Here is a 20,488-nt window from a genome sequence, read left to right on the forward strand (position 1 = left end):
TGGGTGTTAAAAAATATACTTTTAGATGAAAAGATCTTACAATTCGCAGCCATTATTCGGTACTTATTTTTTTAGGTATATTAGGTTTTACTATGCGACATTACCCCAATTTTTTGCGTACTTGTACGATAGTTATGCTATGTATCGGCGCAGTCTCTTGTACTAAAGACAATGTCGCATTAGAAGATGAAGATACCCCCATTTTAACGCAAAGAAATATTAAAAATCTTATTCCCTCACGAGTACGTGATCGAGATTCTTGGGCTAACGATATTTATAGTATTATGGACACACTTCAGGTTGAAAAAAATAAAACCAATGTGTGTAGTATTCTTGCGATTGTAGATCAGGAATCTAATTTTGTTGCTAATCCACAAGTGCCTAACTTGGGTGAAAAAGCAGTAAAAGAAGTAAATCATCGTTTAGAGGGAAAATTTGCGGATAAACTGGGTGACCGTTTGGGTGAACCTGTTGCAAAGTATTTTCTAAATGTCCTAAAAACACAACCTAGTGCAGAAAACAATTACTTGGCACAAATGAGAAAAGTAAAAACAGAAAAAGACTTAGATATTTTGTATCGAGAAATATTTAATTACATGACCAAGCATTATCATGTGAGTGCAATCACGGGGGCAGCAAAGCTGTTAGGTCAAGATATCGGTGAGCGTATGAATCCAATTACCACATTGGGTTCCATGCAGGTGTTAATTAATTATGCACAAGATCATCAACGAAGCCGTATGAATATTTATGAATTAAGAGATGATTTGTATACACAGTATGGGGGATTGTATTATGGAATACATCGTTTGATGTTATATCAGGCCAATTATTCAAAGCCATTGTATCGTTTTGCAGATTACAATTCAGGAATATATTCAAGCCGTAATGCATCGTTTCAACAGGCACTGACCAAACTGACCAAGATGACACTTTCACTCGATGGTGACTTGTTGTTATACGATAAAAATGAAAATGTATTGTCTGATCGTAGTCAATCTGAACTTGCAATTCAGCATTTGTTTACAGAGCATGCAATACAACTGTCTCCAAAACAGATACGCAGTGATTTAAAGCAAGAAAAGACGGTCGATTTTGAAAAGACACAGACATATAAAGAGGTACAAATTTTGTATAAACAAAAATTTGGTCGAGCTTTGGTATATGCCATTATGCCAGAGGTCGTAATTTCAGGGCCAAAATTAAGTAAAAATTACAATACTAATTGGTATGCCTCAAAAGTGAATAATCGTTATTTATCGTGTATGCAACGCACAAGGTCGGGACGTTAAACAATGAAGGCGTTAGCATTATTTGATTTTGATGGGACGTTATATCTTAAAGATAGCTTTACAGGATTTATCTTTTATACTTTTAAAGCCCGTTATGTCTTTAAAACAGGTCTTTCTATTTTACCGTGGGTTAATCACTATTATTTAGGTTTATATCCTGCAGATAAAATGAGAAAGAAGCTATTTTATAATATGTTCTATGATAAGGACATTACACATATTCGACATGATGCTATAGGTTATACTCGCGTATTACAACAATACTTAAACCCACAACTTTTAGCACAATTAAAACAACACCAGCACTTAGGGCATGATGTAGTTATTGTTTCGGCTTCTTTAGATATGTATTTAAAACCGTTGTGTGATCTTTTAAACGTGGATCTGATTAGTTCAGAGGTGGATATTCAACAAGGTAGATTAACGGGGTTTTATAAAACAGCAGATTGTAGTGGCATAGAAAAAAAACGCCGTATACAACAGAAATATGATACTCGTGCGTATTCACAGATTTATGCTTATGGTAATACATACGAAGATGCAGAAATGTTGTCTTTAGCTACACAGCCTTGTATGTATGGAAAAGATCCATTGCCTATCTTAAGTACATCCAAATAGCCTAAGTATAAAATTATATCAATATAAGGACAACATAGTGAGCTATCATATCATTGACCTAAAAGAACAAACACAACCTAACATTGTATGCCCACAGTGCCAACATGCTGTGCTCGATTGGGCTCAAACACAGTATATACAGCCGTGTGAGCATACTGCATTTATTGCATTAGATTTGGGGTTTGAATATATCTCAGATCGCTTTGAGCATACGTTGAAAGTGACAGTAGATGAAATACACGATCATGATTTAAATGTGTGGCAACAGATACAAGCCTCGTCATTGGACACTCTTATGATATACACCATGAATTTGGGTGTTGCAGATTACAAACGTTATGTTGGGTTTGTTGTTTCATCATAATCAAAGTGTTGTGATTATTTTGTTTGCTGTGACTTTAAGCGTTATCAATAGAGATAAAACACGTTAGAATAGCCTATGTTTTTATCTATATTGATGGAGTAGTGCGTGGATCAACGTTTGACCATGAGTTCACAACATTTAACAGAAGCGGCTGAGCATTTAATAACAATACGAGATTTCATTCGCTTTGGCGTCACCGTATTACGTCAGTATGATGCTCATCTAGGCCAAGGTACCGAAGACTTTTTTGCAGAAAGTGCAGCATTGGTTTTACAAACATTGGCACTCGACTGGGAAGCCAATGCAGAAATTTTAGATGCAAAACTACTGCCAAGTGAAAAAACAGAGGTTCTAGCATTATTTGAGCGCCGTATTAACGAACGTATTCCAACATCATATTTACTTAACCTTGCCTATTTTTGTGGTAAACCATTTTATGTCGATGAGCGAGTACTGATTCCACGCTCGCCAATTGCAGAGTTAATTGAGCAACGTTTTGCGCCTTATTTCCTAGATGAACAAGGGGTTATGCGTGAAGATTTAAATGCTTTACCGCACCCAACAAAAGCAAGTAAAACGCCACAACGTATTTTAGATATGTGCACAGGTTCAGGATGTATTGCAATTGCACTAGCAGATGCTTTTCCTGAGGCTGAAATTGATGCCACAGATTTATCTAGAGATGCTTTAGAAGTTGCTGCTTTAAATGTAGAGCATCATCATAAGCAATATCAAGTTGCGCTTCTTGAGTCAGATTTATTTGATAAAATTCCGACTGAAAATCAGTATGATTTAATTGTCAGTAATCCACCTTATGTGGATGCAGAAGATATGGCCGATTTGCCGGATGAGTTTTTACATGAGCCTGAGTTGGCATTGGCTGCAGGGCAAGACGGTTTAGATCTAGTTCGTAAAATGCTTACACAGGCTGCAGATTATTTGACTGAAGATGGCTTGATTGTGATTGAAGTCGGTAATTCAGAATGGGCGATGCGTCAAAATTTTAACCATGTCGATTTTCATTGGTTAACGTTTCAAAAAGGTGGATCAGGTATTTTTGCGTTAACCGCTGCGCAGTGTCGTCAGTATAAAGAAACCTTTCAAGCATCTTTAGTCGTATAAACAAGGAGTGTGACGATGGCAGGTAACTCAATTGGTCAGTTATTTCGTGTAACCACGTGTGGTGAGTCACATGGTTTAGGCTTGATGGCGATTGTAGATGGTGTTCCACCGGGTCTGATCTTGTCTGAGCAAGATTTACAACAAGATCTAGATCGCCGTAAGCCGGGCACATCAAAATTTGCGACCCAACGCAAAGAGCCAGATCAAGTAAAAATTATTTCAGGTGTATTTGAAGGAAAAACAACAGGAACGTCTATTGGGCTGTTAATTGAAAATACGGATCAAAAATCTAAAGACTATGGCAATATTGCCCAAACATTTAGACCCGGTCATGCAGATTATACTTATAGCCAAAAGTATGGTTTTCGTGATTATCGTGGTGGTGGTCGTTCAAGTGCTAGAGAAACAGCCATGCGAGTGGCAGCGGGTGCAATTGCTAAAAAATATTTAGCTGAAAAGTTTGGTATTTTAATTCGTGGCCATGTGACTCAAATTGGTAATGAAATTGCCAATGTATTAGATTGGAAATACGTTGATCAAAATCCATTTTTTTGTGGTGATATTGACGCCGTACCACGGTTTGAAAAATTGGTTACTTCTTTGCGTGAGCAGGGAACGAGTTGTGGTGCAAAATTAGAAATTTTAGCAGAAAATGTACCTGTGGGATGGGGGGAACCTGTTTTTGATCGTTTAGATGCAGACCTTGCCCATGCATTAATGAGTATTAATGCAGTGAAAGGTGTAGAAATTGGAGATGGCTTTGCCGTTGCAGGACAGTTTGGCCACGAAACACGTGATGAATTATCAAATTCAGGGTTTTTAGCCAATCATGCAGGCGGTGTGTTGGGTGGAATTTCATCGGGACAAACAATTCGAGCAGCGATTGCACTAAAACCGACTGCGAGTATTACCACCAATGGCAAAACCATTAATTTACAGCGTGAAAATATTGAAGTACTGACAAAAGGTCGTCATGATCCATGTGTAGGTGTACGAGCGACACCTATTGCAGAAGCGATGATGGCGATAGTGCTGATGGATCATTTTTTACGTCACCGCGCACAAAATGCAGATGTAATTGCACCATTTGAACCCATTTAGATGCATTTTATTGTGCTGTATAAAGAAAGCGTCATTCTGTAGTGGCGCTTTTTTATTTGAATGAGCTGACTTAATGCTCATGATGTATGAAATTTAATGGATAGGCTTTAACTTTATGATAAAAGCTGTTAAAAATAAAGAGAAAAGCCATTGAAATACAGGATAAACATGTGAAAACAGTCGTTAAATATATTTTACTGAAAAGCAAAGAATATCAATTAGGCCATGCGTTGTATGAGGATGAAATTGATGCATCAAGTCATTATTTTGATGAGATTGCAACAGAGATTGAATATCAACACAGGTCTTTTAAAGTATTATCGAAAGAACTTAATCGAAAGAAAATTTATGATGAGCATGATGCGATTGAGTCTCAAACCATCGTTATTAAAGTTGTACCCATAGAATAAATGTAAATTTGAATAAAGTTGTGATGTAGCTGATGACTTTTTTCATGAGTACCGCACAAACCTTTTAAAATATTTACGTACTACTCATTTAAGAGTTTCGCTATATTAAAATATATATAAGTCAGCATGAAATAACATGGTTAGAAACGATTTTGTATTTATCGTTGCTATGAGTGGTGATATGGTTTCACAAACTGTGATCGAACAAGACATAAAAAGGAAGTGATTTCACTTCCTTTTTATCTATTTACTTTGGTGTACCAGAGCTAGGTGTCACTAATTGCTGTAACAAGTGTTTTTCTAGGTAATGAATATCCATGGCATTTTCACAAAAATCCTCATCTTGCAAAATTAAATCTTTATGCAAAGGAATATTTGTTTTTACGCCAGTAAGAATGATTTCATCAAGTGCTTGGCGCATGCGAGCTAAAGATGTTTTACGATCTTTACCATGTGCAATGAGTTTTGCAATCATTGAGTCATAGTACGGTGGAATTTTATAACCTGGATAAATATGTGAGTCTAGTCGAATACCTGCACCACCCGGTGCATAAAACGTTTCAATTTTACCCGGTGATGGCATAAAAGTGGTTGGGTCTTCGGCATTGATACGACATTCGATGGCATGACCTTGTATTTGAATATCATCTTGCTGTACGCTTAGGCCTAATCCTGCAGCGACACGTAATTGCTGTTCAATGATATCAATACCTGTGACCATTTCTGTAACAGGGTGTTCTACTTGTACACGAGTGTTCATTTCAATAAAAAAGAACTCGCCATTTTCAAATAAAAACTCAAATGTTCCTGCACCACGATATTGCATTAATTCACATGCAGTGACACATGCTTGTAAAATATCAGCACGTGCTTGTTCGGGTAACCCAGGTGCGGGTGCTTCTTCGAGTACTTTTTGATGACGGCGTTGTAATGAACAATCTCGGTCATAGAGATGAACGGCATGACCATTACCATCGGCAAGTACTTGTACTTCTACATGGCGAGGTGTTTGTAAAAAACGCTCCATGTAAACGGTGTCATCACCAAACCACATTTCTGCATCACGTTGTGCTGCTTGTACAGATTCAAGTAAAGTGTCGATACGTTCTACAATACGCATACCACGCCCACCACCACCTGAAGCGGCTTTTACAATCAAAGGAAAGCCAATTTTCGCGGCTTCTTCTTTTGCATTGCTTGGCGTTACAGCGTGTTGTGAACCCGGCACAGTCGGTACACCTGCTTTACGCATTGCAGTAATGGCAGAAACTTTGTTGCCCATCAGGCGAATGTGTTCTGGTCTTGGGCCAATAAAAATATACCCTGAACTTTCAACCATCTCTGCAAATTCTGCATTTTCTGATAAAAATCCATATCCCGGATGAATGGCATCCGCTCCAGTTACTTCTGCTGCAGTGAGTAATGCAGGGATATTGAGGTAACTTTCACTGGTTGCACCCGGTCCAATGCAGACAGCTTCATCTACAAAACGCAGATGCATGAGATCTTTATCTGCATCTGAGTAGACACCAACGGTTTTAATACCGAGTGTTTTACACGCTCGAGTGATACGCAGTGCGATTTCGCCTCGGTTCGCAATTAATACTTTTTGCAACATGGTCACACTCCGTAATTAGGCGCGGTAACGGAATAATGGCTGACCAAATTCAATGACTTCACCATTTTTGACTAAAATTTCTTCCACAACACCACTTTGTGTCGCTTCGATTGGGTTCATAATTTTCATGGCTTCAATAATACCCAAAGTTTCACCTGCAGATACAGTTTGTCCAACTTGTACAAATGGGCTTTCGCCAGGGTTAGATGCTGCATAAAATACTCCAACCATGGGTGCAGTTTCAACGCTACCGCGTGATACTTTGGCCACAGGTGCTGTTGATGCAGTGCTATTTACAGGCGCTGCAACTGCATTGGTATAAATTGGCTCAGGGCTACGGCGGGTTAAAGCAATAGATTGATCGCCTTCTTTGACTTCAATGGCTTGTAAGTCAGATTCGATCATTAAGTCGATCAATTTCTTGATTTTGCGAATGTCCATGGTCTGAATATTCCTTATTTAAAGTGAAAAACTAAAGTGTTGAAATCGCATAATTTAAAGCGGCTGTATAGCCATAAGCCCCTAAGCCACAAATCACGCCTTTGGCTTTATCGCTAAAGTAAGAGTGGTGTCTAAAAGGCTCTCTAGTGTGTACATTGGAAAGATGTACTTCAATAAATGGGATGTTAACGCCAAGAAGTGCATCCCGAATGGCTACAGATGTATGGGTAAATGCGGCAGGGTTAATAATAATAAATTCAACCTTGTTTTGAACAGCTTGGTGAATTTGATCAATAATTTCAAATTCTGCGTTACTTTGAAAGTGACTGAGCTGACAAGATTGTTGTTTTGCTTGTTGTATGAGTTCTTGATTAATATTGTCGAGTGTTAAATGACCATATACATCTGGCTCTCTTTGACCTAATAGATTGAGGTTGGGCCCATGTATCACAAGAATATGAGAATGCATGTTATTTATCCTGAGCAACAGATCGCCATTTTTGCAAGTTCTTTGCAATGTTTGTTCATTTAATCCAATATCTTTCATGTTTTATGCTTTTTTATGGCATGAGATATTGGGCGCAATATAAAATATTGCGCATATCTTGCTAACTTTTTGTTGAATAGGCAATGTTAAAAAGTGCCAACTTTTATTTAGGCTTTATTCTTAAAGTAAAATTTAAATAGCTTTTTTTGCAACCATTGTCCGTAAGGTGGATAGATCACTTTCATAAAACTAAGCTTTGGACGAGCAAATACTGATTTTTCATGGCTAAATCGTTTAAACCCTTCGATCCCATGATAACTTCCTAAACCTGAAGCACCTACACCACCAAAAGGTAAGTCCTCTTGAGTTACATGCATTAATGTTTCATTGAGACACACACCACCACTATGGGTATGCTTTAAAACATGCTGTTGTTGTTTAGGGTTAAAGCCAAAGTAATATAGTGCTAACGGACGACTACGTTGATTAATGTAGTGTATTGCTTCATCTATATTCACATAGGTAATGATGGGTAAAATGGGTCCAAAAATTTCCTCTTGCATGACCGTCATGTCTGATGTTGGATTTTGAATCACACAATGTGCAAGCTTACGGCCTGAGGCTTGTCCTGACATGGTATGTATGGTGGCCCCTTGTTGCTTGGCATCTTCAATATGGCGTTCTAATCGTTCAAATTGTTTTTGACTAACAATCGCCGTGTAGTCAGGGTTATGCTCAATAGATGGATAAAATTTTTGTAAAGCCAAAAGGTATTTTTCAATAAATTGTTGTTCTTGAGATGTATGTACAAGAACGTAGTCGGGAGCAACACAGGTTTGTCCTGAATTCATGGTTTTACCAAAAGCAATACGTTGAATAGCTTCGTCAAAATCAGCATCTTGTGCCATCAAAGCAGGTGATTTACCACCAAGTTCGAGTGTAACAGGTGTTAAATTCTCTGCGGCTGCACGCATGACGTGCTTTCCTACAGTGGTAGAGCCTGTAAAGAATAAGTGATTAAATGGCAGTTGTGAAAAAGCCTGTGAGATATCTGCATCACCTGTAGTGACATGAATGAGATCACTTGGAAAAGATTCTTCAATCACTTGTTGGAATAGTTGGGCAAATCGAGGTGTAAATTCACTCATTTTTAGCATCACTCGATTGCCTGCAGCAAGTGCTTGACACAAAGGGCCGATTGCTAAAAAAATAGGATAGTTCCATGGCACCATAATACCGACCACGCCTAACGGTTGTGGCATGATGTATGCTTTTGCAGGTTGAAACAGTAGACTGACTTTTCTACTGCTTGGTTGCATCCATTCTTCGACATGTTTAATACAGTATTTGATGGCAGATAAGCTAGGTATAACTTCTGCAATTCGTGTTTCATCTGTACTACGATGTGAAAAATCTTCACAAAGTGCATTACAAAAGGCACTTTCTTGTTGCTGTAACTGTGTAAATAATTGTTTGAGCCATTCTTTACGATCATGGCTTGTTGGGTAGGGTTGTGCATTATACGCGTTTTGTTGTTGTGTGAACTGTTGTTGTAATTTCTTAATCTCATCTTGATTTTTCATGTTCATCTCACCAAAAGGTTTTATGGTATAGTACTATGAAACAAAGTTAGATGTTGATCAATGATAGATATAAAAATAAACAATATTGCAGGCTAATTTATGCTAAGTTTCTGTAATTAGATTGATTTTGATATAAAAGGCTTATATGAAGCAACTATTTATCACAAGCATATTGCTTTTTGGTTCAATGACAGTGTTTGCAACAGAACCAACTACACCAACGAAAACCAAAGCAGTGAAGGCAGATAATTCGATTTCAATTGTTCAGCGCCCAGTGATTTCTGGCTTGTGGGTGATGGCCATTCCAAACAGTCAGTGTGCTGAATACTATAACTTTAAAGAAAATAATAAAGTGGTGGTCAATAGCAATCAAGAGTGGTCTACGGGTTTGTATGAGTATCAACCCCCTGCAGACAATGGGCCTGTTGCAGGGCTTGCTTTACAAATGACTTCAAATAATGCACAGCCAGATTGTTCAGGTAAAGTGAGTGCTGTAAGTAATGACGTTATGCAATATTATGTACGTTGGCGAGATACTAATAATATTCAGTTTTGTAGCTCTAATGAAAGTCGTAGTTGTGTCGTTGGTTTGAGACGCGTTCTACCATAAAGCGTATCTATACTAGAGGCAATTTGCAGGCTTGGGTAGGCCTGCAAGTCTGCATAACTCTCGTGCAACTAAACCTGTCTTGAAACGTTGTTGTAATATGGCATTGTTTATACTTTCATCTCGTTTAGATAAAAATTTAATCAGTGGTCTTGTACTCGGTGCATGGTCATATTGTTCATAGAAAGCTCTTACTGCGTACAAGACATTCAAATGCCAATCCTCCAATTGAAGTTCTAGATTCTCTGCGAGTGTTTGTGCAATTTCCGTACTCCATTGTGTATGGTCAATTAAGTGACCATCTTTATCTAATGTTGATGCAACATTCATTATAAATTTACCTCTTTTTAAAACTTGAATTACGAAATTCGTATGACTTTCTCATGCTGTAAAATCAAATCTGCCAATTCTGTGTAGTTGATCACTTGAGATTGATTTGTATGAAGAAGTATTTTCTCATTTTCAAGGACATAGATTGGATGTGTGCTTGGTATTAAATGGAGGTGTAGTATGGCTTCACCCATAACGACAATGTGATCATGTTCTTTTAACAACGCACCGAGACGCTGTAATTGTATAGGTGTATTGGCATAATCACTTTGAATTAAAAATAAGGTTGAATTTTGCATATGTAAGCTTACCAATAAATGACTTGATCAAATGAATCAATAAATGATGCGTTAAACACAATAGGCTTCACATTGATCGTGCTGTGTTGTACAAATAAGTGTTCTTGTTGTTGCTGTTCGATATATATATCTTCTATATCATATAAATCAAAGCTATCTAGTAAATTGTTTGCTAATTTAAATGCGTGTTGTTGCATATTAAAACGTTCTTTGGGGTGAAGTAAGCTAAGTGCAGCATCTTGAAGTAATACGCTGACCTCATGCCCAAAGGTTGCAAAAACCAACGTGGCCGATATGCTTTCAATCGTTTGTAATTGGGTGACGTTGGCTTGATTGAATACAACAAGAATTTTTTTCATGAGAGAATCACTTAGAATTGTATGACACGTTGTGCTCGATGGAGTGCATCTGTTAACTCGCCTAAACCAACCAGTTTAAATTGAGATGCAAGGTTAGATATATTCATTTGATGACGTGTTGCATTGTCTAAATCGGTGATCCCACGTTGTAATGCAGCGCTCACACAAACAGGAAGTTCTATATTTAACGCCTGCCATGCTTGAGTAAGATTTCGTTGATCATCTTGTACCCAATTAAGTTGATTAGACACGTAAACGCCGTCTTGATAAAAAAAGACATTAAATTCAACTTTTTTTTGTTGTAATGCTTGGGCAAGACCTAAAGCATGCCATGCAAAAATAGAACTTGGTGCTGCTGTAACTAAAATAAGTATACTCATAACCATAAAGAAGATGATTGATTCAACGTAGTATAAAACGCTAGATGCTATCCGTCATCGGTTGAGTTATTTTTATATGATGTGTTGCTGATAAAATCGTTAAAAAAAGAAATGATTCTTGTTTATCTGTGTCGAATGTTTTATTACTAACAGCATTCATTTAAATGTTAGGAATAGAAAACTATGGATATGCGGATAGAGCATGACACGATGGGTGATGTAAACGTACCTAGTGACGCAATGTGGGGTGCACAAACTCAGCGGAGTTTACAAAACTTTAAAATTGGAACGGAGCATTTACCTCGTATATTTATTCGCGGTATGGGATTGGTAAAAAAAGCAGCGGCCATGACCAATGCAGAATTGGCACAGATTCCTCAAGACCTTGCGTCTTTTGTCATTGCAGCAGCAGATGAGGTGATAGAAGGAACGTGGGATACTCAATTTCCGTTGGTTGTATGGCAAACCGGTTCTGGTACACAAAGCAATATGAATTGTAATGAGGTGATTGCTAATATTGCGAATCAAAAGTTGGGGCAGGCATTAGGTTCACAATATCCCATCCATCCAAATGATCATGTCAATCATGCACAATCTACCAATGATTCGTTTCCAACAGCAATACATGTCGCAACGGCTTTACATATACATGAATTGCTCATTCCTGCAGTGACACAGTTGCGAGATACGTTGAAGGAAAAATCTGAAATATTTTCATCAATTGTTAAAATTGGTCGTACACATTTGCAAGATGCAACGCCTTTAACGCTAGGACAAGAATTTAGTGGTTATGTTTCGCAACTAGATCATACTTTAGTTCGTTTACAATATGCCTTAGAGGGTTTATATGAATTACCATTGGGGGGGACTGCAGTTGGAACGGGGTTAAATACACACCCTCAATATGCAGAAAAATCGGCACAATATTTAGCAATGTTAACGAAATTGCCTTTTAAAACAGCAGACAATAAATTTGAAGCTTTGGCTGCAAGAGACGCCGTTGTTTTTGCATCAGGCGCACTTAAAACCTTAGCGGTTAGTTTGAATAAGATTGCCAATGATATTCGTTGGTTAGCGAGTGGGCCTCGATGCGGTTTTGGTGAAATTCGTATTCCAGAAAATGAGCCTGGTTCGAGCATTATGCCGGGTAAGGTTAATCCAACACAAAGTGAAGCGATGACAATGGTGGTTGCTCAAGTTTTAGGTAATGACACAACCATTAGTATTGCAGGTGCATCTGGGAACTTTGAATTGAATGTTTTTATGCCTGTGATGGCATTTAACATTTTACAGTCAGTACGTTTACTTGGTGATGCATGTAATAGTTTTAATGATCATTGTGCTGTGGGTATTGAACCAAATAAAGATAAAATTGAATACTTTTTGAATCATTCTTTGATGTTGGTGACTGCACTGAATCCAATCATTGGCTATGAAAATGCCGCTAAGGTGGCGAAGACAGCTTATAAAGAAAATAAGACACTCAAACAGGTCGCTGTTGAACTTAATCTTGTCACCCCAGAGCAGTTTGACGCCGTGGTCAAGCCTGAAAATATGGTCTTTGCGAATGTAAAGTAATGCTTTTATAGAGCATCTTGTAGTTAAAACTAGAAGATGCTTTGATTATAGTTGCTATCCGTAACTCCTATTTATGTTTTACAATACTGTTTTTGATTTATGATGATTTTTTATGTTCGATATTTATCTGACAGATACGAAAAAACAGGTGCAGTTTAAAGATTACCCTGGGACGCAAGCGGTTAAGTTTATCCTCAATTTTAAAAAAATATTTCCATGTGTTATGGAGTTGTTATTACCTGTGCTACCAACAGATAATAATTTAGAAGAGATGCAGTGGGAGTCTACCACTCGTGATTTTGAAATATTTAAATTGTTGGTTTCAGGGTGGGGTATTGTCGAGATACGTTTGATGGCCTTATCACGTTATAAAAATCGTGAGTTTGCAGATCAAATCGTAAAGAACGTGAGAAAACAAATTACAACCTATCAGAAATGTTCAACCATAGAACAAGACTACTTATTTTTACATCAATTACATACTGCAATAGATACAGAATTAGTTGAAATCGGAGAAAAATTTTATTTACCAACATTAAGACAATTGTGGAAAGGTTATGTGTCGAATGATGTACTGCAAGCGAATGTAAAATAGCCTAAGTTATTTTTAATAAAAAAAGCCTAGTGTATACACTAGGCTTTCACATTTTAAAATTATGTTGTAGTTTTTGAATGAAGTACTTTATCTAACTGTTCTTTATCTAAAGAGTTATCCCAACGAGCAACCACAATAGTTGCACATGCATTACCAATAAAGTTAGTCAATGCACGACATTCCGACATGAAGCGATCTATTCCCAAAATTAATGCCATACCTGCAACAGGTACATCAGGCACAACAGAAAGTGTTGCAGCCAAAGTGATAAATCCAGCACCAGTAACACCTGCTGCACCTTTAGAGCTGATCATTGCTACCAATAAAAGTGTGAGTTGCTGACCAATCGTTAAGTCAATATTACATGCTTGAGCAATAAATAAAGCGGCCATTGTCATGTAAATATTAGTGCCGTCTAAATTAAACGAATAACCTGTAGGAACGACTAAACCAACAACAGATTTTTCACACCCTGCATTTTCCATTTTACGCATTAGGTTAGGTAAAGCAGCCTCTGACGAACTTGTACCAAGCACTAGCCATAATTCATCTTTGATATAGCGAACAAGTGCAATAATTGAAAAGCCATTGTAGCGAGCAACTGCACCAAGAACCACAACAATAAATAACACAGAGGTAATATAGAAAGTTGCAATCAGTAGCGCTAAGTTACCAATAGAACCCACGCCATATTTACCTACAGTAAAGGCCATTGCGCCAAATGCACCAATAGGAGCAAGCTTCATTAGCATGCCCACCAATTTAAATACAGGTACAGTTAATGTATCTAGGAAATCAATAATAGGTTGAGACTTATCACTTGTTGCTGCAAGGGCAATACCAAATAAGACGGCAACTACAAGTACCTGTAAAATGTCGCCTCCAACCAATGGACTTAATAATGTTTTTGGGATAATACCCATTAAGAAACCAACGATGGTTGAGTCGTGTGCTTTTTCAACATACTGGCTGACTTTATCTGCTTGTAATGTGGCAGGGTTAATGTTTAAGCCATGACCTGGTTGAATGATATTTGCAACGATCATTCCCACAAATAAAGCAAGAGTAGAGAAGGTAATAAAGTAAAGCATGGCTTTACCTGTCACACGACCAACACTTCCCATATTTTTCATACCTGCAATTCCTGTCACTACAGTGAGGAAAATGACAGGTGAGATAATCATTTTTACAATATTGATAAATGCATCACCAAGTGGTTTGAGGCTTTCGCCAACGCTTGGATAAAAATGACCTAGAATAATACCTAAGGTAATTGCAAAAATAACTTGTACGTAAAGCACTTGATAAAATTTTGGTTTTTTATCGGGAGAATGTGTTTGTGTATCCATTGGTTAAATCCCAAAGTATGTACATTTGAATATGAAATTGTGGTGATTTTACTTTAAAACGATATTCAAAGTCGAAATAATAACTATCAAATATTAAAATGATAGATTTATTGCTTTTTTCAAGAACATGATATTTTTTATTTTATATATAAAATATATGATTGTTTTTCATAAGTTTATTTTTAAATATATAAAAAATCATCAACTTTTCAGTAGATGATTTTTTATATAAAACAAGCATTATACTTTAGTCTTATCTCTAAATAGCCTAAGTATTTAGAGATTTTAAATCTAAAATAATCTAAAATTTTAAACTATTTCTAATATTTGTTTGTGCAGAAATAACGGTCATAAATGTATAAGCACCTATAAATTTTCGACTAATAAACATAAATTCTTTCGGTGGAACACTAAAATAGCGTGATGCCATCGACTTACTTGCTCTTTGCATCACACGTTGATGTAATTGGCTTTTCTTCCAATCATACTGATCTTCTTGAGTCATGACACCTTCAGGAATATCGGAATTATTACTTGAACTGCTAAAAGGTTCTGTTGCAAGTAAAAAGACTTTAGCCATGTCTGGTTTAATATCTGCAGGAATTTGATCAAAGAAAGGGTAGCCTTTCATTGCTTGAACCATGTCTTCTAAGCGATGTAGATAACCAGCATGAATTAAATTATGTGCTAAGGTTAATAACTCTTGATCAAATTGACGAATGGCACCAAAGTCAAGTAATACAATTTTATCTATTTCATGCTCTGTTGCACTTACACGAACCAGATAATTACCAAAATTGGGGTCAGTTTGCATTTCCCCCCAAACAAAAAGTTCCTTAATTGCAATTTCTAAAGATGCTTCACCAATTTTATTGCGTCTTGTTTGAGAAAGCGATAATACAGTTGGACTGTTTACAGGTAAGCCAGATTCATAACTCATACAAAGAACTTGGTCTGTACAATATTGCTCGATAATTTGAGGTACTACATAACGTTCATCATCTTTAAGATAGTTTGCAAATCGTAGAGTTGTTTGTGCTTCTAGTGCATAATCAACTTCTCTATGCATCATTTCTCTCACTTCTTCAAACCATTGATCAAATTCTCTTGTTTGTGGAAGTAGGTGAGTTAAACGTAGCATTTGTTTAAATAAATTCATATCCGAATCAATAGCATCTGCAACACCGGGATATTGTATTTTTAAAACAAGTTGTTGCCCTGTAGACTTTAATATCGCTTTATGAACTTGTGCTAAAGATGCAGTACCAATGGGGTGCTGATCTATCTCTAGATCATCTGCTTTTACACCTAGTTGCTGTAAAAGGTGAGGCTCTATTGCAGCCCAATCAACAGCAATCGTTTGATTGTTGAGGGTATTCAGTGCATCAGTCACTTCTCTTGGTAAGAAATGCTCACCATAAAGCGCCATCATTTGACCAATTTTGACAATAGAGCCTTTTAATTTTCCAATTTCAGAAACTAAATAATTTGCTTGTTCTGTGAGTATTTTTTTTCGTTTACGTTCTTTTTCTTCATCACTTGCAAAAAAAGAGCTTGCACTCGAGGTCGCCCAGCGTGTTCCTGCTAAAAAAGAAGCTTTAGCAATAGAAAAACGGCGATCAAGAGAAGATGTCTTTAGATTTTTTAATATATCTTTTTGATCAGCCATAGCGAAAAATCCTTATGTTCGTTTTGGTGTTTGTTTTACAGCACGTAGCTAATCATACAATCATAACAAAAACTATTCTAATTAAAAATTGCTATGTACCAATAAACAACTAAAATGATTACTACAAAATAGCCTAAGCAAATCTAAAATTTTTAATAACCAAAAATAAAATAAAAAAATAAGAAATTACATAGAATCAATAAAACACTATAGTATCTTTAAACAACATGCGTTAGAGTTTCAACTTAGAAGTAATGCTTTATATTGAAATAAACTTCTGTTTATCGTATTGTTATTCATAACATTATTTATAGTTAATAAGGACATAAAAATGGCTTACTCATTACCATCACTTCCATATGCGTATGATGCTCTAGAACCTAATTTAGATGCAGCAACAATGGAAATTCACCATACAAAACATCATCAAACTTATATTAATAATATCAATGCTGCAATTGAAGGTACTGAGTGGGAACAATTATCTGTTGAAGATTTAGTGTCTAAAATTAATGACGTTCCTTCAAATCTAAAAGGTGTTGTACAAAATAATGGTGGTGGTCATGCAAATCATTCTTTATTTTGGACAGTTATGAGTCCACAAGGCGGTGGTGCACCAGAAGGTGAACTTGCTACTGCAATTGATGCTGAGTTAAATGGCTTAGATGCATTTAAAGAACAATTTACTAAAGCAGCACTTACTCGTTTTGGTAGTGGATGGGCTTGGTTAAGCGTAACTGCCGATAAAAAATTGATTGTTGAGAGTAGTGGTAATCAGGACTCCCCATTAATGCATGGCCATACACCTATTCTTGGTTTAGATGTTTGGGAACATGCATATTACTTAAAATATCAAAATCGTCGTCCTGAATATATTGCAGCATTTTACAATGTCATTAATTGGGTAGAAGTTGCACGTCGCTACAAAGAAGCTTTAGCGAAATAAAATTTGTAAGTAATAAAAAAACGGCTAAATAAAAGCCGTTTTTTATGTATTCATCTTTGAGCCACTTGTTTCTTTATTATAATATGTTATAAGCATATATTTATAATATATAAAAGAGGTGGCTTAACATGTATATTAAGCAGTTTTTTGAGCCAAAAAGTTGTACATATAGCTACCTTCTTATGTGTGAAGAGAGCAAAGAAGCCCTTATTATTGATCCTGTACAATGTGATTTAGATAAATATATCAATGAAATAAAAAGCATAAATGCCCATTTAAAATACATATGTGAAACACATATACATGCAGATCATATAACGGCGTCTTATTTACTAAAAACTCTAACTCAAGCAAAATCTATAGTACATAAAAACACAGAAGCTAAATGCGCTGAAATTTTTATTACAGATGGTGATCAGTTTTATTTAGGTGAAATATCTATTCATGCATTAGCAACGCCTGGGCATACAAATGCATGTACTTCTTACTATGTTAAAGGGTATGTATTTACAGGTGATACATTACTCATTAATGGTTGTGGTAGAACAGATTTTCAAGAAGGTTGTGCAGAGCAACTTTATGAGAGTGTTTATAATAAATTGTTTACGCTACCTGATGATACGATTGTTTATCCAGCACATGACTATAAAGGTAAACTTTCATCGAATATTGGATATGAAAAGAAAAATAATTCAAGACTTGCATTACATATTAAGAAAGATCAATTTATTCAGATCATGAATCATCTTGATTTGAGATATCCCTCCCAAATAGACCAAGCATTACCTGCAAATAAATTATGTGGTAAAACCCCATAAAAAGTCACTATTAAGCGATCAAGAGATCTTATATGTTTTTATTGGCCTGTGAGGGTGTTTTTATTGGCATTACATTGGGCTTAACAGGGGCTGGTGGGGGAATATTAGCAATTCCTTTACTCATGTGGTCACAGTCTTGGAGTGTTGCTCAAGCTGCACCGATTGCATTAATTGCAACCACCATTGCCTCTGGTGCAGCAACCATACAAGGATTATGGCAACACAAAATTCGTTATCGAGCAGCCATTTGGATGGCATTATTTTCGATTCCATCTGTATATTTGGGGGTGACTGTCAGTAAATATATACCTACGTCCTACATTACCATTTTATTATGCATAGTTATGGTAATTTCTGCATGTCGTTATTTTATGAAAACACCAATTCAATCTTTAAATCTATGTAGAACAAATCAAGTCACTCAGCGCTTTATTTGGAACCACAAAACAAAAATTTACTTGGGTGGTTTGGGTATTACTTTAGGAATAGTGACAGGAATACTTGGTGTCGGAGGGGGATTTATTTTAATGCCTATATTAAAAAAAATATCTGATCTCTCTATCTATTGTATTTCAGCCACATCTTTAATGACAATATTTTTAGTGGGTCTAATTACTTTGATCACTCAAATTTCGTCTGGTTATCATTATGCGTTAGATATTACTTTTGTTTTTGTTTTCACGGCGTTAATAGGCCTGTTTATTGGTCGATTTTTACAAAATTATCTTCATGAACATATTATTTATAAGTTTTTTGCTGTTTTACTAATCTGTATTGCTAGTATCACTTTATATCGTTTGATTTAGACGGCGTGAATACATTTCAAAGTTTAGTGCAACATGTATGATAATAATCCTGAATGTCTTTAGAAAAAATACAAAAACATAATCATTTTTAAAACATACATAGGTCTTTTATTTCATCATTCATCAAGCCTATAACATCAGTCGATCCTCTATCTTGTGAATAGATGTACTTTTCGCGTAATCAAATATATGATGGTAGAAATGATTTAAATCATTTAAATTTAAATAAAAGAGACCGATTTAAAATGGTCTCATAAAATAAACCAATATCAATCAGGGTATATCCATCATATGACCCAAGATGACAAACAAAACATATTAATAGATGAAAATATTCAATCTATAGATCATTTAACTCAATTTTCAAGTTGTGAGGAATGCGATACGCTTTATCTTAAAGTACCTTTAGAAAAAGGAGAAAAAGCCTGTTGCGTATGTTGTGGTGCGGAAATTTATAGTGATATAAAACCATTTAATACCATGATTTCACTTACGATAACTGCATTCATTATTTTTATTGTTGCTAACAGTTTCCCAATTATAAAAATTGAAATTCAAGGACATTCCATTCAAACGACCTTGTTAGGTGCAGCATGGACAATGTTTCAAATCGATCGAGCAGCAGTGGGAATTATTTTGATCATCACCACATTTGCTGTTCCGCTTGTTAATCTCATTTTATTGATGTACGTATTTCTAAGTGTTGGTTGGCTCAATAGAAGACCATATTTTATGGTATTTGCCCTAAGAACACTTTATCTATTTAGAATGTGGGCAATGGTTGAGGTTTTTTTGATAGGTATTCTCGTAACACTGGTAAAATTAGTGAGTATGGTACTTGTGATCCCTGAAGTTGCACTGTGGGCCTTTGGATTGCTGAGTATATTTATGGTCTATTTAAATGCCATTAAGGTACAAGATACATGGGATGCAATAGATAGGTATTTATCATGAACAAGCATACATTAAAACCAACCTCTTATATTAGAGCCTGTGATGTATCTTTAATTAGATGTCATTGTTGTGGGCAACTCAGCCACAATCACAAAATAGACGATGATGATACCTCCATACAATATTGCTCAAGATGTCATTCTAAACTCCATATTCGTAAACCACAAAGCCTACAAAAAACCTTTGCTTTTTTAATTGCAGCAACCATCTTATATATCCCTGCTAATATATTACCAATGACGATTACAAACTCTTTATTTGGGAGCCAACAAGATACTATTATGAGTGGTGTCATCTATTTTTGGGCAACACAAGATTATTTAGTAGCTACAGTGATTTTTATTGCAAGTATATTTATTCCGTTACTAAAGCTTTTTATTTTAATTTTTTTATTGCTTAGTATTTATATGCAATCTTTAGGGCGATGGAAATTTAGCCCAAGGCATTGTAGTATTTTATATCGAGTTGTAGAAATGATTGGCCGCTGGTCAATGATTGATGTATTTGTGGTGAGTTTACTTGCGGCACTCATTCAAATACAGTCTTTAGCCACTATATTGGCAGGTACGGGTGCTGTTGCTTTTGGAGCGGTTGTCATTCTTACAATGTTGGCATCAATGAGTTTTGACCCACGTATGATATGGGACAATTACTACTCAAAAAATAATAGGCATATCTCTCAAGATCCAACCGAATATAATTCAACGGATTCACAACACTCATCAAACACCTCCCAATACAACCCCTTGAATGAACGATAAT

24 protein-coding genes are annotated in these 20,488 nt (G+C 36.1%); 14 read left to right on the top strand and 10 right to left on the bottom strand.

Features of this window, described 5'->3' with window-relative positions:
* Positions 1 to 92: 92 nt before the first annotated feature.
* The 6 genes from I2F17_RS05630 to I2F17_RS05655 all read left to right on the top strand — a co-directional run bounded on the left by I2F17_RS05630 (position 93) and on the right by I2F17_RS05655 (position 4,907).
* A complete protein-coding gene (locus tag I2F17_RS05630; protein ID WP_211139293.1) occupies positions 93 to 1,292 on the top strand; it encodes a DUF1615 domain-containing protein in 1,200 nt (399 codons plus the stop codon).
* Between the two features lie 3 nt (positions 1,293 to 1,295).
* Positions 1,296 to 1,910, top strand: a complete 615-nt coding sequence (locus tag I2F17_RS05635; RefSeq protein WP_211139294.1) for an HAD family hydrolase — start codon at positions 1,296 to 1,298, stop codon at positions 1,908 to 1,910.
* A gap of 37 nt (positions 1,911 to 1,947) precedes the next feature.
* Entirely contained in the window at positions 1,948 to 2,274 is a 327-nt protein-coding gene (locus tag I2F17_RS05640) for a hypothetical protein (protein WP_196422372.1), read from the top strand.
* Positions 2,275 to 2,397: 123 nt separating this feature from the next.
* A complete protein-coding gene (gene prmB / locus I2F17_RS05645) occupies positions 2,398 to 3,396 on the top strand; it encodes a 50S ribosomal protein L3 N(5)-glutamine methyltransferase (RefSeq protein WP_211139314.1) in 999 nt (332 codons plus the stop codon).
* A 15-nt stretch (positions 3,397 to 3,411) separates the two neighbouring features.
* The gene (gene aroC, locus I2F17_RS05650; RefSeq protein ID WP_196422371.1) at positions 3,412 to 4,497 is read left to right on the top strand and encodes a chorismate synthase; all 1,086 of its coding nucleotides are present in this window, start codon (positions 3,412 to 3,414) and stop codon (positions 4,495 to 4,497) included.
* A 170-nt stretch (positions 4,498 to 4,667) separates the two neighbouring features.
* Positions 4,668 to 4,907 (top strand): hypothetical protein, encoded by a 240-nt coding sequence (locus tag I2F17_RS05655; RefSeq protein WP_196422370.1) that lies wholly within the window; start codon positions 4,668 to 4,670, stop codon positions 4,905 to 4,907.
* 247 nt (positions 4,908 to 5,154) lie between these two features.
* Here I2F17_RS05655 and accC read toward each other — a convergent pair whose 3' ends face one another.
* The 4 genes from accC to I2F17_RS05675 all read right to left on the bottom strand — a co-directional run bounded on the left by accC (position 5,155) and on the right by I2F17_RS05675 (position 9,060).
* A complete protein-coding gene (gene accC / locus I2F17_RS05660; protein WP_196422369.1) occupies positions 5,155 to 6,525 on the bottom strand; it encodes an acetyl-CoA carboxylase biotin carboxylase subunit in 1,371 nt (456 codons plus the stop codon).
* 15 nt (positions 6,526 to 6,540) lie between these two features.
* Positions 6,541 to 6,966 (bottom strand): acetyl-CoA carboxylase biotin carboxyl carrier protein, encoded by a 426-nt coding sequence (accB, locus tag I2F17_RS05665; RefSeq protein WP_211139295.1) that lies wholly within the window; start codon positions 6,964 to 6,966, stop codon positions 6,541 to 6,543.
* Between the two features lie 31 nt (positions 6,967 to 6,997).
* Positions 6,998 to 7,435 (bottom strand): type II 3-dehydroquinate dehydratase, encoded by a 438-nt coding sequence (gene aroQ / locus I2F17_RS05670; RefSeq protein ID WP_196422367.1) that lies wholly within the window; start codon positions 7,433 to 7,435, stop codon positions 6,998 to 7,000.
* Positions 7,436 to 7,620: 185 nt separating this feature from the next.
* Complete coding sequence (locus I2F17_RS05675; RefSeq protein ID WP_328705920.1) at positions 7,621 to 9,060, bottom strand: coniferyl aldehyde dehydrogenase; 1,440 nt, start codon at positions 9,058 to 9,060, stop codon at positions 7,621 to 7,623.
* A 121-nt stretch (positions 9,061 to 9,181) separates the two neighbouring features.
* Between I2F17_RS05675 and I2F17_RS05680 the strand changes: the two genes are divergently transcribed.
* On the top strand, positions 9,182 to 9,646 hold the full coding sequence (locus I2F17_RS05680) for a hypothetical protein (protein ID WP_235985923.1): 465 nt from the start codon (positions 9,182 to 9,184) through the stop codon (positions 9,644 to 9,646).
* 12 nt (positions 9,647 to 9,658) lie between these two features.
* Here the strand turns inward: I2F17_RS05680 and I2F17_RS05685 are convergent, their stop codons facing one another.
* Genes I2F17_RS05685 through tusD form a run of 4 tightly spaced genes read right to left on the bottom strand, consistent with a single transcriptional unit; the run spans position 9,659 to position 11,011 of the window.
* Positions 9,659 to 9,973, bottom strand: a complete 315-nt coding sequence (locus I2F17_RS05685) for a TusE/DsrC/DsvC family sulfur relay protein (RefSeq protein WP_211139297.1) — start codon at positions 9,971 to 9,973, stop codon at positions 9,659 to 9,661.
* Between the two features lie 29 nt (positions 9,974 to 10,002).
* The gene (locus I2F17_RS05690) at positions 10,003 to 10,272 is read right to left on the bottom strand and encodes a hypothetical protein (RefSeq protein WP_196422364.1); all 270 of its coding nucleotides are present in this window, start codon (positions 10,270 to 10,272) and stop codon (positions 10,003 to 10,005) included.
* 8 nt (positions 10,273 to 10,280) lie between these two features.
* Complete coding sequence (locus I2F17_RS05695) at positions 10,281 to 10,631, bottom strand: hypothetical protein (protein WP_211139298.1); 351 nt, start codon at positions 10,629 to 10,631, stop codon at positions 10,281 to 10,283.
* Between the two features lie 11 nt (positions 10,632 to 10,642).
* Positions 10,643 to 11,011, bottom strand: coding sequence for a sulfurtransferase complex subunit TusD (tusD, locus tag I2F17_RS05700; protein ID WP_196422362.1), 369 nt, complete (start codon positions 11,009 to 11,011; stop codon positions 10,643 to 10,645).
* 183 nt (positions 11,012 to 11,194) lie between these two features.
* Here tusD and fumC point away from each other — a divergent pair, with 183 nt between their 5' ends.
* Together fumC and I2F17_RS05710 are read left to right on the top strand one after the other, a co-directional pair.
* Complete coding sequence (gene fumC, locus I2F17_RS05705) at positions 11,195 to 12,589, top strand: class II fumarate hydratase (RefSeq protein ID WP_211139299.1); 1,395 nt, start codon at positions 11,195 to 11,197, stop codon at positions 12,587 to 12,589.
* Positions 12,590 to 12,701: 112 nt separating this feature from the next.
* On the top strand, positions 12,702 to 13,184 hold the full coding sequence (locus tag I2F17_RS05710) for a hypothetical protein (protein WP_196422360.1): 483 nt from the start codon (positions 12,702 to 12,704) through the stop codon (positions 13,182 to 13,184).
* 59 nt (positions 13,185 to 13,243) lie between these two features.
* Here I2F17_RS05710 and I2F17_RS05715 read toward each other — a convergent pair whose 3' ends face one another.
* Together I2F17_RS05715 and I2F17_RS05720 are read right to left on the bottom strand one after the other, a co-directional pair.
* Positions 13,244 to 14,533 carry a dicarboxylate/amino acid:cation symporter gene (locus I2F17_RS05715; protein ID WP_211139300.1) on the bottom strand — a complete coding sequence of 430 codons (1,290 nt, stop codon included), beginning with the start codon at positions 14,531 to 14,533 and terminating at the stop codon, positions 13,244 to 13,246.
* 301 nt (positions 14,534 to 14,834) lie between these two features.
* Positions 14,835 to 16,202 carry an ABC1 kinase family protein gene (locus tag I2F17_RS05720; protein ID WP_211139301.1) on the bottom strand — a complete coding sequence of 456 codons (1,368 nt, stop codon included), beginning with the start codon at positions 16,200 to 16,202 and terminating at the stop codon, positions 14,835 to 14,837.
* A gap of 331 nt (positions 16,203 to 16,533) precedes the next feature.
* On the opposite strand from I2F17_RS05720, the gene I2F17_RS05725 reads away from it, so the two are divergent.
* From I2F17_RS05725 to I2F17_RS05745, 5 genes are all read left to right on the top strand, one after another.
* The gene (locus tag I2F17_RS05725; RefSeq protein WP_211139302.1) at positions 16,534 to 17,148 is read left to right on the top strand and encodes a superoxide dismutase; all 615 of its coding nucleotides are present in this window, start codon (positions 16,534 to 16,536) and stop codon (positions 17,146 to 17,148) included.
* Positions 17,149 to 17,276: 128 nt separating this feature from the next.
* A complete protein-coding gene (locus I2F17_RS05730) occupies positions 17,277 to 17,966 on the top strand; it encodes an MBL fold metallo-hydrolase (RefSeq protein WP_211139303.1) in 690 nt (229 codons plus the stop codon).
* 32 nt (positions 17,967 to 17,998) lie between these two features.
* Complete coding sequence (locus I2F17_RS05735; protein WP_211139304.1) at positions 17,999 to 18,772, top strand: sulfite exporter TauE/SafE family protein; 774 nt, start codon at positions 17,999 to 18,001, stop codon at positions 18,770 to 18,772.
* Between the two features lie 291 nt (positions 18,773 to 19,063).
* Positions 19,064 to 19,726, top strand: a complete 663-nt coding sequence (locus I2F17_RS05740) for a paraquat-inducible protein A (protein ID WP_211139305.1) — start codon at positions 19,064 to 19,066, stop codon at positions 19,724 to 19,726.
* Positions 19,723 to 20,487 carry a paraquat-inducible protein A gene (locus I2F17_RS05745; protein ID WP_211139306.1) on the top strand — a complete coding sequence of 255 codons (765 nt, stop codon included), beginning with the start codon at positions 19,723 to 19,725 and terminating at the stop codon, positions 20,485 to 20,487. Before I2F17_RS05740 ends, I2F17_RS05745 begins: the two co-directional genes overlap by 4 nt.
* Position 20,488 lies beyond the last annotated feature (1 nt).

The sequence above is a fragment of the Acinetobacter baretiae genome (assembly GCF_015627105.1).
Lineage (GTDB): Bacteria > Pseudomonadota > Gammaproteobacteria > Pseudomonadales > Moraxellaceae > Acinetobacter > Acinetobacter baretiae.